This window comes from Streptomyces bathyalis (genome assembly GCF_015910445.1).
GTDB lineage: Bacteria > Actinomycetota > Actinomycetes > Streptomycetales > Streptomycetaceae > Streptomyces > Streptomyces bathyalis.
Genome location: NZ_CP048882.1, coordinates 1,486,980 through 1,502,257, shown reverse-complemented (window position 1 = coordinate 1,502,257; position 15,278 = coordinate 1,486,980). Strand labels below are relative to the sequence as shown.

Sequence of the window (15,278 nt, the reverse complement as noted above, 5' to 3'; positions counted from 1 at the left end):
GCACCTTTGCGCCCCGGCAGGGAGCTGAAATCGCACCGTCCGGGCGTCGGCACACATGAATCCGTGGCAGGTAATTGCCATTGTGGGTCCGTCTCTTGTGACTCACGAGTATCCCGACGTACTTTCTCCGCGCGTAGACATTCCGCCCCCACCGGGACAGTCGCCAAGGAGACCGCCGTGATCGCCAACCACCTTGCCCCGAGGGTGAGATCGAGCAGACGCACGCCGATGCCGGGACGGGCCCTCACGCCCGCACCGGCCGGCGGCGCCGCGCACGCAGAGCCCTCCGTCTGCCGGACCGCCGCTGACGTGCCCTCTCTGCCGGCGCCCTTCGACGGGTGACGGGCCGCCCGGTCCCTCAGTCCCCTCCCGGTCGCGTATTTGCGCGTTTGCTCAATGGCGGCCCCGGGTGCGGGGAGCTGGGGCACAATCGCGGGACAACCGGAATCCGCCCGGCGCAACCCGCCCCGGGTCACCGGCAGGCCGACCCCCTGCCTCACAGGTGGCCCGTCGCGGCCGCCGGTTGATCCGGAAATCCCCGCTTCAATGCTGTGATCTGCCACACAGTCCCCGTGTGGCACATAAGCGGACGGTTACATGGCCATGACAAACGTAATGACTGCTGCGTTTTGTCTTCATGACGTGCGTGTCAAGGCCCTGCTCGGTGTGCCACGGAGGGCGAATTGCCCGATCGTGGGCGGCTCTCCGACGGTTGACGGAGAGTGACGAGCACGCGGACAACCATCGGTTGACCGCACAGTAACCGTCCCGTCTACTACGCATGGTCAGCTGACCGAAGCGATCGTGCAGTCGGGAGAGCCCATGAGGATGCTGGATACGGACGCGTCCCACGTGTCCTCGCGATCCAATCCGGTCATCGCGATCAACCCCCTGCACAGGCCGTCACCACGGCTCACCGCGGGCGCCTGCGCCGCTGGGGCGCTCGGAGTTCTCGAACTGCCCGCCGGTGACGGCGCGCTGCGCGAGGCAGCCGAGCATCTCGACCGCACGAACCGCTGGACGGCACGCCCGTTCGGTGTCCGTATCCGCCCCGGGTGCCCGGTGACGGACGGCGACCTTCCCGACGCCGCGGAGACCGTGCTGATCGCCGACCCCGCACGCTCTCCGGGGGAGTTCGGCGGACGGCGCGTCCTCGTCGAGGTCACGGGGCTGGATGAGGCACGCCGCGCCGCGGCGTCCGGAGCGCACGGCCTCATCGTCCGCGGTACCGAAGCGGGCGGCCGCGCCGGGGAGTTGAGCACCTTCGTGCTGCTGCAGCAGGTGCTCGCGGCCCTCGGGGGCGGAGGCCGGGACGGGCTGCCCGACGGGATGCCCGTGTGGGCGTGCGGTGGCATCGGGCCCCACACCGCTGCCGCCGCCGTCGCGGGCGGAGCGGCCGGTGTCGTACTGGACACGCAGCTGGCCCTGCTGGACGAGGCGGGGCTGCCCCTGGAGATCACCCAGGCCCTCTCCGGACTCGACGGCTCCGAGACGGTGCTGCACCACGGCATGCGCGTGCTGCGGCGTCGCGGTCCCGGCGCTCCCGAACTGCCCGAGGACGCGGGGGAGTTCATCTCCCGCATCGGGGGCGACGATCTGCGCTCCCAGTTCCTCCCCATCGGTCAGGACGCCTTCCTCGCCGCGTCCTTCGCGCGCCGGTGGAACTCCGTCACCGATGTCGTACGGGGCATACGCGAAGCCGTCGCGGCCGCCGTCCAGGACGACCAGGCGGCCACCGCACTGGGCCCCGGCGCTCCCGGCGCCGTCGCCCTCGGCACCCGGCTGCCCGTCGCGCAGGGGCCGATGACCCGCGTCAGCGACCAGCCCGACTTCGCCGCCGCCGTCGCCGCGGACGGCGCGCTGCCCTTCCTCGCGCTGGCGCTCGCCGCTGCCGGCCAGACCAGGACGATGCTGGAGGCCACCAAGTCCGCGCTGGGCGAGGCTCCTTGGGGCGTGGGCATCCTCGGATTCGCCGACGAGGAGATCAGGGCGGCCCAGCTGGAGGTCGTACGCCAGGTCCGGCCCACCCACGCCATCATCGCCGGCGGCCGTCCCGCACAGGCGGCCGCGCTGGAGGCGGAGGGCATATCCACCTTCCTGCACGTGCCCTCGCCGGGGCTGCTGCGGCAGTTCCTCGCCGCGGGCGCCCGCAAGTTCATCTTCGAGGGAGCCGAGTGCGGCGGGCACGTCGGCCCGCGCAACAGCTTCCCGCTCTGGGAGGCGCAGGCCGAGATCCTGCTGGAGTTCGTGGCGAAGGAGAGACCCGGCGCTGCCGGTGAGATCACCGTCCTCTTCGCCGGCGGCGTGCACGACGAACGTTCCGCCTCGATGGTCGCCGCTCTCGCCGCACCGCTGACCCGCGCCGGGGTCGCCACCGGCGTACTGATGGGCACCGCCTACCTGTTCACCCAGGAAGCCGTGGACGCAGGTGCCATCCTTCCGCGCTTCCAGCAGCAGGTCGTCGCCGCCGAGCGCACCGACCTGCTGGAGACCGCGCCCGGACATGCCACCCGGTGCGCACACAGCGCCTTCACCTCCCACTTCTCCTCGCTCAAGGACCAGTTGCGCGAGGCCGGCGTGCCCGAGCGCGAGATCTGGGAGCAGCTGGAGAAGTTCAACGTCGGCCGGCTGCGCGTCGCCAGCAAGGGCATCGAGCGCGTCGGGCCCGAGCTGCGCGGGGTGGACGAGCAACGTCAGGGCGACGAGGGCATGTTCATGGCCGGCGAGGTCTGCGTGCTGCGCAGGAACGTCACGACGGTCGCCGCCCTCCACGAGTCCGTGGGCGAGCGTGCCGCCGCCCTGCTGCGCGTACGTGCGCACCGGCTGCGGGACGAACTCGGCCTCGCGACAAGCGGATCCGGGGTCGAGGAGGAGAGCCGGGCCGAACCGCTGCGCATCGCGATCGTCGGCATGGCAGGCATGTTCCCCGGCGCCGAGGACCTCACCGCCTTCTGGGCCAACGTGCTGGCAGGCAAGGACTGCGTCACGGAGGTGCCCGAGGAGCGCTGGGACCCGGACCTGTACTACGCGCCCGACGGCGACGGGGAGCGCACACCGTCACGCTGGGGAGGCTTCCTTCCCGAAATACCCTTCGACCCGCTGAGCTTCGGCATTCCTCCCGCCTCGCTGGCCAGCATCGAGCCCGTGCAGCTGCTGGCGCTGGAGGCAGCGCGGCGCGCTCTGGCCGATGCCGGGTGCGAGGGCCGGCCCGTCGACCACTCCCGTACGTCCGTCGTCTTCGGGGCGGAGGCCGGCAGCGACCTGTCCAACGCCAGCGTCCTGCGCACCGTGCTTCCGGCGTACCTCGGCGGTGACCTGCCCGCCGCCCTCGACGAGCAGTTGCCGCACCTGACCGAGGACTCCTTCCCCGGTGTCCTGGCCAACGTCATCGCCGGGCGCATCGCCAACCGGCTCAATCTCGGCGGGGCCAACTACACCGTGGACGCGGCGTGCGCCTCGTCGCTGACCGCCGTGGACGTCGCCTGCAAGGAACTGGTCACCGGCACCAGCGACATGGTCCTGTGCGGCGGCGCCGACCTGCACAACGGAATCAACGACTACCTGCTCTTCTCCTCCGTGCACGCCCTCTCGCCGACCGGGCGCTCCTCCACGTTCGACGACAGCGCCGACGGCATCGCGCTCGGTGAGGGCGTCGGCTGCGTCGTGCTCAAGCGCCTCGCCGACGCCGAACGCGACGGCGACCGCATCTACGCGGTGATCGACGGCGTCGGCAGCGCCAGCGACGGCCGCGCACTCGGCCTGACCGCGCCGCGCCCCGAGGGTCAGCGCGCGGCGCTCACCCGCGCCTACCGCAACGCGGGCGTCACTCCGGCTCAGATCGGCCTGGTCGAGGCGCACGGGACGGGCACCGTGGTGGGCGACCGTACGGAACTGACCACGCTCACCGAGGTGTTCACGGAGGCGGGAGCAGCACCCGGCAGTTGTGCCATCGGATCCGTCAAGTCGCAGATCGGGCACACCAAGTGCGCCGCCGGTCTCGCCGGGCTGATCAAGACGACACTGGCCCTGTACCACGGCGTGAAGCCCCCGACGCTGCACATCGAGGAGCCCAACGCCGCCTGGAACCAGGACAGCAGTCCCTTCTTCTTCCACTCGGCGGCCAGGCCGTGGGCCGCCGAGGCTTCCGAACGTGTCGCGGGTGTAAGCGCATTCGGCTTCGGCGGCACGAACTTCCACGCCGTACTGCGCGCCTACGACCAGGCGCCTTCCGTGCACTCCAGCGACGAGTGGCCGGTCGAGCTGTTCACCTTCCGCGGGAAGGACGCGGAATCGGCGCAGCGTGCCGTCAGCCGGCTCCTGGAGAAGGTCGAACAGGCCGGGAACGGCGGCACGTGGCGGCTGCGGGACTACGCGCTCGGCGCCGCCCGCGTCAGCGACTCCGCCGCCGTACGGGGCGAGCCGGTGCGCATCGCCCTCCTCGCGCAGAGCGTCGCGGAACTGCCAGGACTGCTGCGGCGTGCGGCCGAGGGCGCGCACGACCCCGCGGCGGGCATCTTCGCCGCCGGGGGCAGCACCACCGGTGCGGGGGCCGCTGGGACCCCGACCGGGACGGAATCCGGGGGAGGCGCCGTCGCGTTCCTCTTCCCCGGACAGGGCAGTCAGCGCCCGGGGATGCTCGCCGACCTCTTCGTCGCCTTCCCCGAACTCCAGCGCTACCTGCACATGGGCAGCCGCTGGGCGGACGCGCTCTACCCGCCGACCGCCTTCGACGAGGCGACCGCCGACGCGCAGCTCGCCCGCATCACCGACACCGCCGTCGCGCAGCCCACCCTGGGCATCGTCGAACTCGCCGCGGCCGATCTGCTCGCCTCGCTCGGCATCCGTCCGGACATGGCGGCCGGTCACAGCTACGGCGAACTCGTCGCGCTGGGTGTCGCGGGGGCACTGTCTCCCCAGGACGTGCTCACGGCGAGCGCCGCACGTGCCGAGGCGATACTCGACCAGATCCCGGACGAGGGCGACGCGGGCGCCATGGCCGCCGTGACCGCTCTGCCGGAGAAGGTCGACGAGGTGCTGGCACTGGCGGGCCTGGACGGCGAGGTCGTCACCGCCAACCGGAACTCGCCGCGGCAGACCGTGATCTCCGGCCCGACGGAGGCGGTCACCAAGGCCGTCGGCCACCTCAAGGACGCCGGTCTGTCCGCCAAGACGCTGCAGGTGGCGTGCGCCTTCCACAGCCCGCTCGTGGCAGGGGCCGGTGAGGCGTTCGCGCGGACTCTGCAGTCGATGTACATACACGCGCCCGGACTTCCCGTCTGGTCCAACAGCACGGCCGAGCCCTACGACGCCGTCCCCCATGCGGTGCGCGCAGGGCTCGCCGAACAGATCGGATCCCCGGTCCGGTTCGCCGAACAGATCGAGTCCATGTATGCCGCGGGCGCCCGCGTCTTCACAGAGGTCGGACCTGGCAAGGTCCTGACCAGGCTCGTTTCGGCGATCCTGGGGGATCGCCCGCACAGTACGGTCACATTTGAGGACGCCAGGCGCGGGGGACTGTACGGTTTTCTCGCCGGTGTCGCACAACTTGCCGTCGCTGGCACAGACGTGCGCACCGGAAAGCTCTACCAGGGGCGGGACGCCGTCGACCCGGAGAGCGCCACCCCCGGCAAGCCCGTCGGCTGGACCGTGGACGGTCAGCTCATCCGCCTCGCCGACGGCACCATTCCGCCCAACGCCCTTCGTCCCCCACGCCCAGTCACGGAGCTGATCGTGCCGGAACCCCCCACGCAGGACAGCCCCACGCTGTCCGGTCCGGACGCTCTCATCGCCGAATTCCTGCGCTCCAGCAGGGAGATGGTCACAGCGCAGAGAGATGTGCTGCTGCGCTACCTGGGAGCCGCCGACCTTCCCCCCGCTCCCGCCGGTTCACCGGCGCTGCCCGCTCCATCCGTCACGCTGCCTGCCGCGCCTGCCCCCATGGCGGCCGCGAGCACGCCCGCCGCTCCGGCCGAGCCCGTTGCCTCGCCCGCCGCTGCTGCTCCCTCGGGGACGGCTGCTGTGTTGTCGGCGGAGGCGGTGCTGGAGTCGGTGCTGTCGGTGGTGGCGGAGCGTACGGGTTATCCGGTGGACATGATCGAGCCGGACTTGGATCTGGAGGCGGATCTGAGCGTGGATTCGATCAAGAGGGCTGAGATCGCTGGTGAGTTGGCGGTGCGGTTGGGTCTGCCTGTGGGGCAGGACGCCGATGTGGAGGAGCTGAGTACGGCCCGTACGGCTGCCGGGATCACCGAACTCCTCGTCGCCAGGATCGGCTCCGCGGCTCCCGAGCCCGTTGCCTCGCCCGCTGCTGCTGCTCCCTCGGGGTCGGCCGCTGTGTTGTCGGCGGAGGCGGTGCTGGAGTCGGTGCTGTCGGTGGTGGCGGAGCGTACGGGTTATCCGGTGGACATGATCGAGCCGGGCTTGGATCTGGAGGCGGATCTGAGTGTGGATTCGATCAAGAGGGCTGAGATCGCTGGTGAGTTGGCGGTGCGGTTGGGTCTGCCTGTGGGGCAGGACGCCGATGTGGAGGAGCTGAGTACGGCCCGTACGGCGGCCGGGATCACCGAACTCCTCGTCGCCAGGCTGGCCCCTGCCGCCGGGACCGAGGCTCCGCAAGCCGCGGCCCCCGGAACCACGCCCGCGCAGGCGGAGAGCGGTGCGTCCGAAGAGCCGGCGGCGGGCAGTGCCGTCGTCGTGGCGCCGCAGCGGCTGGAGTTCACCGAGGTCGAACTGCCCGCGCCGCCGGCCCCCACCCTCGCCGAGGGCACCACCGTGACCGTCCTGGGCGGCGGCTCGCTGGGCACCCTCGTTGCGGAGAGGCTTCGGGAAGTGGGCGCGCTGCCGCAGACCGTGCCCGACGGTCAGCGACTCCCCGAGGAGCTCGGAGAGATCGTCTTCCATCTGCACTTCCTCCAGTCGCCGGAGGCCACGCTCCCGGATACCTTCCCGCTCTTCCAGGGCGTCCTGGCCTCCGGGCCCGTACGGCTGATCGGAGCGGAACGCCGTGCCGAGGGCGCCGCGTCCGGCCTGCGCGGCTTCTTCCGCAGCGTCGCCCGGGAGTACGAGAACGTCGCCGCGACTCTCGTCGAGGTCGGCGCGGACGACGACCCGGAGACGGTCGCCCGCGTTCTCGTGGCCGAACTCGGCGCCACGGAGCGCGAACCCGTCGTCCTCGCCGAGGGCGGACGCAGGCGGGCGCTGAAGCTGGCGCCCAAGGACCTGGGTGCCGTCGCCGCGACGGGCGCCGGTCCGGCCGGGGACGGCGTGTCCGAGGCGGCCGCCGCCGGACTCGACCGCGACTCGGTCCTGCTGCTGGTCGGCGGAGCCCGCGGCATCACCGCACGCTTCGCCCGTACGGTCGCGGCCGCGAGCCGCTGCCGGATCGAACTGCTGGGCCGCACCCCCGTGCCCCCGCAGTCCGAGGACCCGGCCACGGCCGCGGCGTCGGGACGCGACGAGCTGCGTACGGCCTTCATCGCGTCCGGCATGAAGTCGCCCGCGGAGATCGAGCGCGCCGTTTCCGCAGTCCTCGCCGAACGCGAAGTGCGCGAAACCCTCAGCGCGCTGCGGGAGTCGGGCAGCCAGGCGCGCTACCGCTCCATCGACGCGCTGGATGAGGAAGCCGTACGGGCCGCCGTGAAGGAGATACACGCGGAGCACGGCAGGCTCGACGGAGTCGTCTACGCGGCAGGCGTCATCGAGGACAAGCTGATCGCGGAGAAGTCGCCCGAGTCCTTCCGCCGCGTCTTCTCCACGAAGGCCGACGGTGCCCGCGTACTGCTCGACGCGCTCGGCGCGCTGCCCGAATCCCCGCGCTTCGCCGTGCTGTTCGGCAGCATCGCCGGAGCTCTGGGCAACCGCGGGCAGGCCGACTACGCGGCTGCCAACGACGCCCTGGAGGAGCTGGGCCGGCGCTGGTCGACCGAGGACCGCCGTGGCCTGACCGTCCACTGGGGGCCCTGGGCCGCGTCCGAGACCAACAGCGGCATGGTGACGCCCGAACTGATGCGCTCCTACGCGGCTCGCGGCATCGAACTCCTCGACCCCGAAGAGGGGCCGCTGAGTCTCCTGCGCGAACTCGCCTGGGGAGCGCCCACGGTGCACGCGGTGGTCGCCGCTGCATCCGGCTGGTGAACCGTGTCCACCCCTGAGCGGGGTTCGTCCCGCACTCCCGTCGCGATCGTCGGCATGGCCGCTCTCTTCCCGGGCGCCGGCGATCTGGACCGCTACTGGCAGAACATCGTCGGCGGCGTCGACGCGATCACCGATGTGCCCGAAGGCCGCTGGGACGAGGAGTTCTACGCGGCCGACGGGCCACGGCGCGCCGACCGCGTCTACTGCCGGCGCGGCGGATTCATCGACGACACCGCCGAGTTCGACCTGACGCGGTTCGGCATCATGCCCAACTCGGTGCCCGGGACCGAGCCCGATCAGCTGATCGCCCTCGATGTGGCCAACCGCTCCATCGAGGACGCCGGCGGGGACGGTGCGCTGCCGGAGGACCGGCAGCGGGCGGGCGTCGTGCTGGGCCGCGGCGGATACCTCACGCCCGGCCTGGTCCGGCTCGACCAGCGCGTGCGTACGAGCAACCAGGTCGTGCGCACACTCCGCGAGCTGGTGCCCGAACTGGGCGAGGACCGGCTGGAAGAGGTGCGCTCGGCCTTCGCCGCCCAACTCGGGCCCGAGGCACCGGAGTCGGCCATCGGCCTGGTGCCCAACCTGGCGGCCTCGCGTGTCGCGAACCGGCTGGACCTGCGCGGCCCCGCCTACACCGTCGACGCCGCGTGCGCCTCGTCGCTCGTGGCCGTCGACCACGCGGTCCGCGAACTCGACGCCGGACGCTGCGACATCATGCTCGCGGGCGGAGTGCACCACTGCCACGACATCACGCTGTGGTCCGTCTTCAGCCAGCTCGGCGCGCTCTCGCGGAGCCAGCGGATACGCCCCCTGCACCGCGGCGCGGACGGAGTCCTCATCGGCGAGGGCACCGGAATCGTGGTGCTCAAGCGCCTCGCCGACGCCGAACGCGACGGCGACCGGATCTACGCCGTCGTGCGCGGCACGGGCGTGGCCAGCGACGGCCGTTCGGCCAGCCTGTTCAACCCCGACCCCGGCGGCCAGGTGCGTGCCGTGCGTCAGGCGTGGGACGCCGCCGGACTCGACCCGCTCGCACCCGGCTCGATCGGGCTGCTGGAGGCGCACGGCACCGCGACACCCGCGGGCGACGAGGCCGAACTGACCACGCTCGCCGAGGTGTTCGGCACCGAAACGGCCCCCGGGGGCACCGGCGCGGAGCAGAACGGCAGCGGCGCGGTCATCGGCTCGGTGAAGTCGATGATCGGGCACACCATGCCCGCCGCGGGCATAGCCGGACTCATCAAGGCCGCACTCGCCGTGCACCACGGGGTGCTGCCCCCGACGCTGCACTGCGACGACCCCCACCCCGCCCTGGCCCGTACCCGCTTCTCCCCGCTCGCCGAGGCACGCGCCTGGGAGGAACCCCTGGACGGCACCCCGCGCCGGGCGGCCGTCAACGCCTTCGGCTTCGGCGGCATCAACGCCCACGTCGTACTGGAGCAGCCGGCGACGCGCCCCGCAGACGGGAAGGCCCCTGCCCGCACGACCCCGACGGCCACGGCGCAGGTCGAGGAACCCGAGCGGGTGCTGCGGCTGGCGGCCGACGGCCCGGAGGCGCTGGCGGACCTGCTGGAGCGCGACGACGCGTCGGTACTGGCGCTCGGCCTCGACGAACTCACCCCCGTGACCGCACGGTGCCGGCTGGGCATCGTCGACCCGACGGCGCGCCGCCTGAAGCTCGCACGCAAGGCCGTCGCCAAGGGCGTGCCGTGGTCCGGCCGCAGCGACGTGTGGTTCAGCCCCCGCCCGATACTCGGCCCCGCGGGAGGGCGCACCGCGTTCGTCTTCCCCGGACTGGAGGCCGAGTTCGACCCCAGGGCCGACGGACTGGCCGAGCGGTTCGGGCTGGACTTCTCCTTCGGCAAGGACGCGGAGGTGGGCGACGTCGGACGGCACGGTGCCGCCGTCTTCCAGCTCGGCAGGATCCTCGACGCGGCACTGCGCAAGCTCGCAGTCGTGCCCGACGCGGTCGCCGGGCACAGCGTGGGCGAGTGGACGGCGATGGCGTGCGGCGGCATCCACGCGGCCGACGAGGTCGACGCGTTCCTCGCCGGGTTCGACCCCGACGCGCTGCGCGTGCCGGGAGCCGTCTTCGGCGTGCTCGGCATGCCTGCCGAGGATGTCCTCGCGGAGCTCAATGGACGCAACGACGTCGTGCTCTCCCACGACAACGCCCCGAACCAGTCGATGATCTGCGGCGCCGAGGAAGCCGTCGAGGCGATCGTGCTGCGCATGCGGTCCCGCGGAGTGATCAGCCAGGTGCTGCCCTTCCGCTCCGGGTTCCACACGCCGATGCTCGCCCCATACCTCGGGCCGATCCGCGAAGCGGCGGAGGCCTACCGCCTGCACCCGCAGACGACACCCGTGTGGTCCGCGACCACCGCCTCCCCCTATCCCGAGGGCCCCGACGAGATACGGGAGTTGTTCGTACGGCACCTGCTGGAACCCGTGCGCTTCCGGCAGATGATCCTGGCCATGTACGACGCCGGGCACCGCGCGTTCATCACGCTCGGAGCCGGGCAGCTCGGCTCCCTCATCGACGACACCCTCTCCGGGTGCGACCGCCTCGTCGTCTCCGCACACGCCGGCACCCGGGACAGCCTCGCCCAGCTGCGCCGCGTCGTCACCGCGCTGTGGGTCGAGGGCGCCGCACCGGACGTGCGGCCGCTGCTGGGTTCCGAGCGTGCCGACAGGAGCGAGTCGAAGCAGGTCAAGTCCTCCGCGCGCCGTCCGGGCATGCGGCTGGACCTCGACGGGGCGCTGGTGTCCCTGCCCGAATCGGTTCACGGAAGCCTCTCCGGAGCGGTCGGTGCGGCGGCGACCGCCCACGCGGAACCGGTCACCGCGGCGCCGGCCCCCGCCGCGGCGCTCGCCTCCGCCTCGATGGCGCGGCTGGACCGGGCGGGCTCGGGCAATCCGCTGGCCGCCGAACTCTCCGCGCTCCTGCACGACACGGCCTCCGCCGCCGCCGACGTGATCGGTGCCGGAGCCCGCCGCCGCGTGCCGGCCGCACGTCCCGCACACCGGGGTCCTGCGGGCGGCCCGCCCGGGCGTCGCGGTCCTTCACCGGCACCGCCCTCACGCCCGCAGGGCCGGGAGCGCACGGCACCGCCCGCATCCACCACGCCGTCGGCGCCCCCGGTACCGGAGGCTCAACAGGCCCTGGCGCCGGTGCCGTCCGTGCTCCGCGTGGGCGTGGAGGAGATGCCGTACCTGGTCGACCACTGCTTCTTCCGGCAGCGCCCCGGCTGGCCCGACATCGCCGACAGCTGGCCGATCGTGCCCGCCACCACCGTGATCAAGCACCTCATGGAGATCGCGGAACGCGCCGTGCCGGGCATGCGCGCGGTCGGTCTGCGCGATGTGAGGCTGCTGAAGTGGATCGAGGCCGTCCCCGCTCACGACGTCCCGGTCGCCGTCCGCCGGACCGCGCCCGCCGAGCTGGAGGTCGAGCTGACGGGCTCCTCGCGCGCCGTCGTCGAGCTCGCCCCCCGCCACGACCTTCCCCCAGACTCCGTCCGGGGGGTCCCCCAGGCGCCGTGGCCGGTCGACCCGTCCGCGGACCGCGCACCGGACATGCGTGCCGAACAGCTCTACACCGAGCGGTGGATGTTCCACGGGCCGCGGTTCCAGGGCGTGACCGAACTGACGGCCATCGGCGACAGGCACGTACGGGGCGTGATCACCGCGCCCGAGGCGCCGGGCTCGCTGCTGGACAACGTCGGCCAGATACTGGGCTACTGGATCATGGCGACGCTCACCGAGCGCACGACCGTCTTCCCGGTGAGCGTGAACCACATACGCTTCCACGGCCCCGAGCCCGGCGTGGGCGAGCGCCTGACCTGCTCCATACGCATCACCGGCGTCACCGACAGCTCGCTCACCGCCGACATGCAGCTCCTCCACGAAGGCCGTGTGTGGGCGGAGTTGAAGGGCTGGACGGACCGCCGCTTCGACACCGACGCGGGCATCCGCGCCGTCGACCGCTTCCCCGGCTGCAACACGCTCTCCGCACAGCAGCCTGAAGGCTGGTCGCTGGTGCACGAGCGCTGGCCGGACCTGGCCACGCGCGAACTGGTGATGCGCAACATGCTCGGCGGTGAGGAGCGTGCGGGCTACGCGGCGCTTCCCCCCGTCCGCAGACGGCAGTTCCTGCTCGGCAGGATCGCCGCCAAGGACGCCGTGCGCGGCGTGCTGTGGGCGGAAGGCGCCGGCGACGTCTACCCGGCGGAGGTCTCCGTGCACAACGACGACGAGGGCAGGCCCTTCGTCCGCGGCGTGCACGGGCGCACCGTCGGGGAGATGACGGTCTCCATCGCGCACCGCGGCGAGTGCGGTGTCGCGATCGCACGCCGCGGCCCGTGCGGCATCGACGTGGAGGAGATCACGGCCCGTCCGCAGGCCACCGTCGAGGCGGCCTGCGGTGCGGAGGAACTCGCCCTGCTGCGCGGCCTGTCGGAGGGCGGGCCGGAGCACGGCGCGGAGAGTCCCGGGAGTGAGGAGGTCTGGTTCACGCGCATGTGGGCGGCGAAGGAAGCCGTCGCGAAGCTGCGTGGCACCGGGCTGAGGGGCCGTCCGTCCGACTACCAGGTGGTCTCGGCGGACAACGACCGGCTCCGGGTGTGTCACGGGGGCGACTCGTACGAGGTGCGGGTGCGGGAAACATCGAATCCGCCGGGCTTGCCCGAGCGGCGGTATGTGGTCGCCTGGGCGGCCGCCTACGAGGAATCAGGAGTGCGAGATGACCACTGACGCGACCGGGTTCGCGCCTGCGCAGCCGCACGACCAGGCGCAGGCCGGAGCCGAACCGGGGGACGTCCTGGCGGACATCGCCGGCATGCTGCGTGAACTGCTCGAGGAGTACGGCTTCGACGAGGCCGAGATCGGGAGGGAGACCACCTTCCACGACGACCTGGAGCTGGAGAGCATCGACCTGGTGACGCTCTCGGGTTCACTGCGCGAGCACTACGGGGACCGCGTCAACTTCGCCGAGTTCGTGGCCGATCTCGAACTCGACGAGATCATCGCGCTCACCGTCGGGCAGTTGGTGGACTTCGTCGTCGCGTCGCTGCGCTCCACGGAAGCGGGCTGATCCGGGATGAAGATCCGTACCGGAGAGATCACCACCCATGTGCAGCGCCTCCCCGCCGCCGAGCGCGAGGGGCAGCAGGGGGAGCCGCCTGTCGTGGTGTTCGTGCACGGGTTGCTGACCGACAGCCTGGCCAGCTACTACTTCACGCTCGGGCCCGCGTTCGCGGCGGCCGGCATCGACGTGATCATGTATGACCTGCGTGGGCACGGCCGCAGCGACCGGCCGGAGAGCGGCTACCAGGTGGAGTGCTTCGTCGACGACCTCGTCGCACTGCTCGACGCGCTCGGTGAGCACCGGCGGGTGCACGTCGTGGGCAACTCCTTCGGAGGGACGGTCGCAGCCGGGGCAGCGGCCTGGTACCCGGAGCGGATCGCGACCCTCACCCTGATCGAGGCGGAGCCGCCCGTCCCCAGGTGGACCGAGCACATGGCCAACGGGCTCGCCCTCGCCAAGGAGCACCTCGTCAACGAGGACGTCATCGAGTGGATCAAGGAGAACCGTGGTGCGCAGACCGCGCGCCTCTCGCGCGTCGCGGGCCGCATCCTCAACTCCACGACGCTGGGCGCGGAGGTGTGGAGCGGACGCGTCATAGACGACGACCTGTCGGCGATCACCTGCCCGGTGCTGGCCATCTTCGGTGAGGAGTCGGGGCTCGTCGCCCAGGTCCCCCTGTTCGAGAGCGCGCTGGAACGCTGCCGGACCGTCGTCCTGCCCGACCAGGGTCACTCCGTCCTGGTGGAGCGCACCAAGGAGACGCGCGACCTGCTCCTGGACTGGATACTCGAGCACGACGAGGCCGAGAAGAGGGCGGCCGGGCACGAACTGGCAGAGGCCGTACGGTGACTCGCTTCCTCTTCGTCGTCCCCCCGCTGGTCGGGCACACCAACCCGCTGCTGGGGGTCGCCGATGAACTCACCGGCAGGGGCCACCGGGTGGCCTGGGCCGGGTACGGCGACCTGATCCGGCGCCTGGCCGGACCGGACACCGAGGTCCACGAGACGCGGATGCCGGACAGCGACATCGCGAGGCCGCCGAAGCTGGCCGGGCCCGCGGCCTTCCGCTTCCTGTGGGAGGACTTCTTCGCGCCGCTGGCCGGGCTCATGGCGCCCGGCGTCGACGCCGCAGTACGCGAGTTCGGCCCGGACGTCGTCGTGGCGGACCAGCACGCCGTCGCCGGCGCGCTGGTGGCCGAACGGCACGGCATCCCGTACGTGACGTCGGTGACCACCTCGGCCGAACTCACCGACCCGCTTTCCTCGATGCCGAAGGTGGACGCGTGGCTCAAGGGCATCTTCGCCTCGCTGCGCGCCGAGTTCGGTGACGTGCGGCGAAGCGACGACCCTCGTTTCTCCCCGCACGGCATCGTCGCCTTCACCGGCCGCGCGCTGCTCGGGGACGCCCCGCTGCCCTGGGACGGCGTGCACATGGTGGGCCCGGCGATCGCCCCGCGGGCATCGCAATGCGACTTCCCCTACGAGGAGTTGGACCCGGGGCGGCGCAAGGTCCTGGTCACCCTGGGCACGGCCAACGCGGATGCCGGCGGGCGGTTCCTGGGGGAGGCCGTCGCCGCGCTGGAGAGCATGCGCGAGACGGTGCAGGGCATCGTCGTCGACCCCGGCGGCCTGCTCGAAGGGCCGGCGAAGCGGCCCAAGTCGGAGCTGCTGGTGCGCGAGTACGTGCCGCAGCTCGACCTGCTTCCCCACCTCGACGCCGTCGTGTGCCACGGCGGCCACAACACCGTGTGCGAATCGCTCTGGCACGGCGTACCGCTCGTCCTCGCACCGATCAGGGACGACCAGCCGATCGTCTCGGGGCAGGTCGTCGACGCCGGCGCCGGAGTGCGGGTGCGCTTCAACCGGGTCGACGCTCCCCGGCTGGCCGCGGCGGTCACCTCCGTACTCGATCCGGCGGGCGGCCACAGGGCGGCGGCCGAGTCGATCGGCCGCTCCTTCCGTGAGGCCGGTGGTGCGCGGGCTGCCGCGGACCACCTCGACCGCGTCGCCGCCCAGGCGGCGAACTACCAGGCAGCAGGCTGACTCCCGCCCGAACA

At 72.2% G+C, this 15,278-nt stretch carries 5 protein-coding genes; all 5 read left to right on the top strand.

The annotated features are described in order from the left end of the window. Positions 1-822 precede the first annotated feature (822 nt). On the top strand, positions 823-8,133 hold the full coding sequence (locus G4Z16_RS06465; RefSeq protein ID WP_197349686.1) for a type I polyketide synthase: 7,311 nt from the start codon (positions 823-825) through the stop codon (positions 8,131-8,133). A gap of 3 nt (positions 8,134-8,136) precedes the next feature. Beyond that, entirely contained in the window at positions 8,137-12,888 is a 4,752-nt protein-coding gene (locus G4Z16_RS06460) for a type I polyketide synthase (RefSeq protein WP_281393666.1), read from the top strand. An 85-nt stretch (positions 12,889-12,973) separates the two neighbouring features. Further along, complete coding sequence (locus G4Z16_RS06455; protein ID WP_246531227.1) at positions 12,974-13,228, top strand: acyl carrier protein; 255 nt, start codon at positions 12,974-12,976, stop codon at positions 13,226-13,228. A 6-nt stretch (positions 13,229-13,234) separates the two neighbouring features. Continuing rightward, a complete protein-coding gene (locus tag G4Z16_RS06450; RefSeq protein ID WP_197349684.1) occupies positions 13,235-14,071 on the top strand; it encodes an alpha/beta fold hydrolase in 837 nt (278 codons plus the stop codon). Further along, a complete protein-coding gene (locus G4Z16_RS06445; RefSeq protein WP_197349683.1) occupies positions 14,068-15,264 on the top strand; it encodes a glycosyltransferase in 1,197 nt (398 codons plus the stop codon). Before G4Z16_RS06450 ends, G4Z16_RS06445 begins: the two co-directional genes overlap by 4 nt. Positions 15,265-15,278: the final 14 nt, after the last annotated feature.

What these genes read in the sequence shown, in the direction of transcription:
- G4Z16_RS06465 (WP_197349686.1), top strand. Translation starts at nt 823, where the DNA reads ATGAGGATGCTGGATACGGACGCGTCCCACGTGTCCTCGCGATCCAAT.
- G4Z16_RS06455 (WP_246531227.1), top strand. Translation starts at nt 12,974, where the DNA reads ATGCTGCGTGAACTGCTCGAGGAGTACGGCTTCGACGAGGCCGAGATC.
- G4Z16_RS06450 (WP_197349684.1), top strand. Translation starts at nt 13,235, where the DNA reads ATGAAGATCCGTACCGGAGAGATCACCACCCATGTGCAGCGCCTCCCC.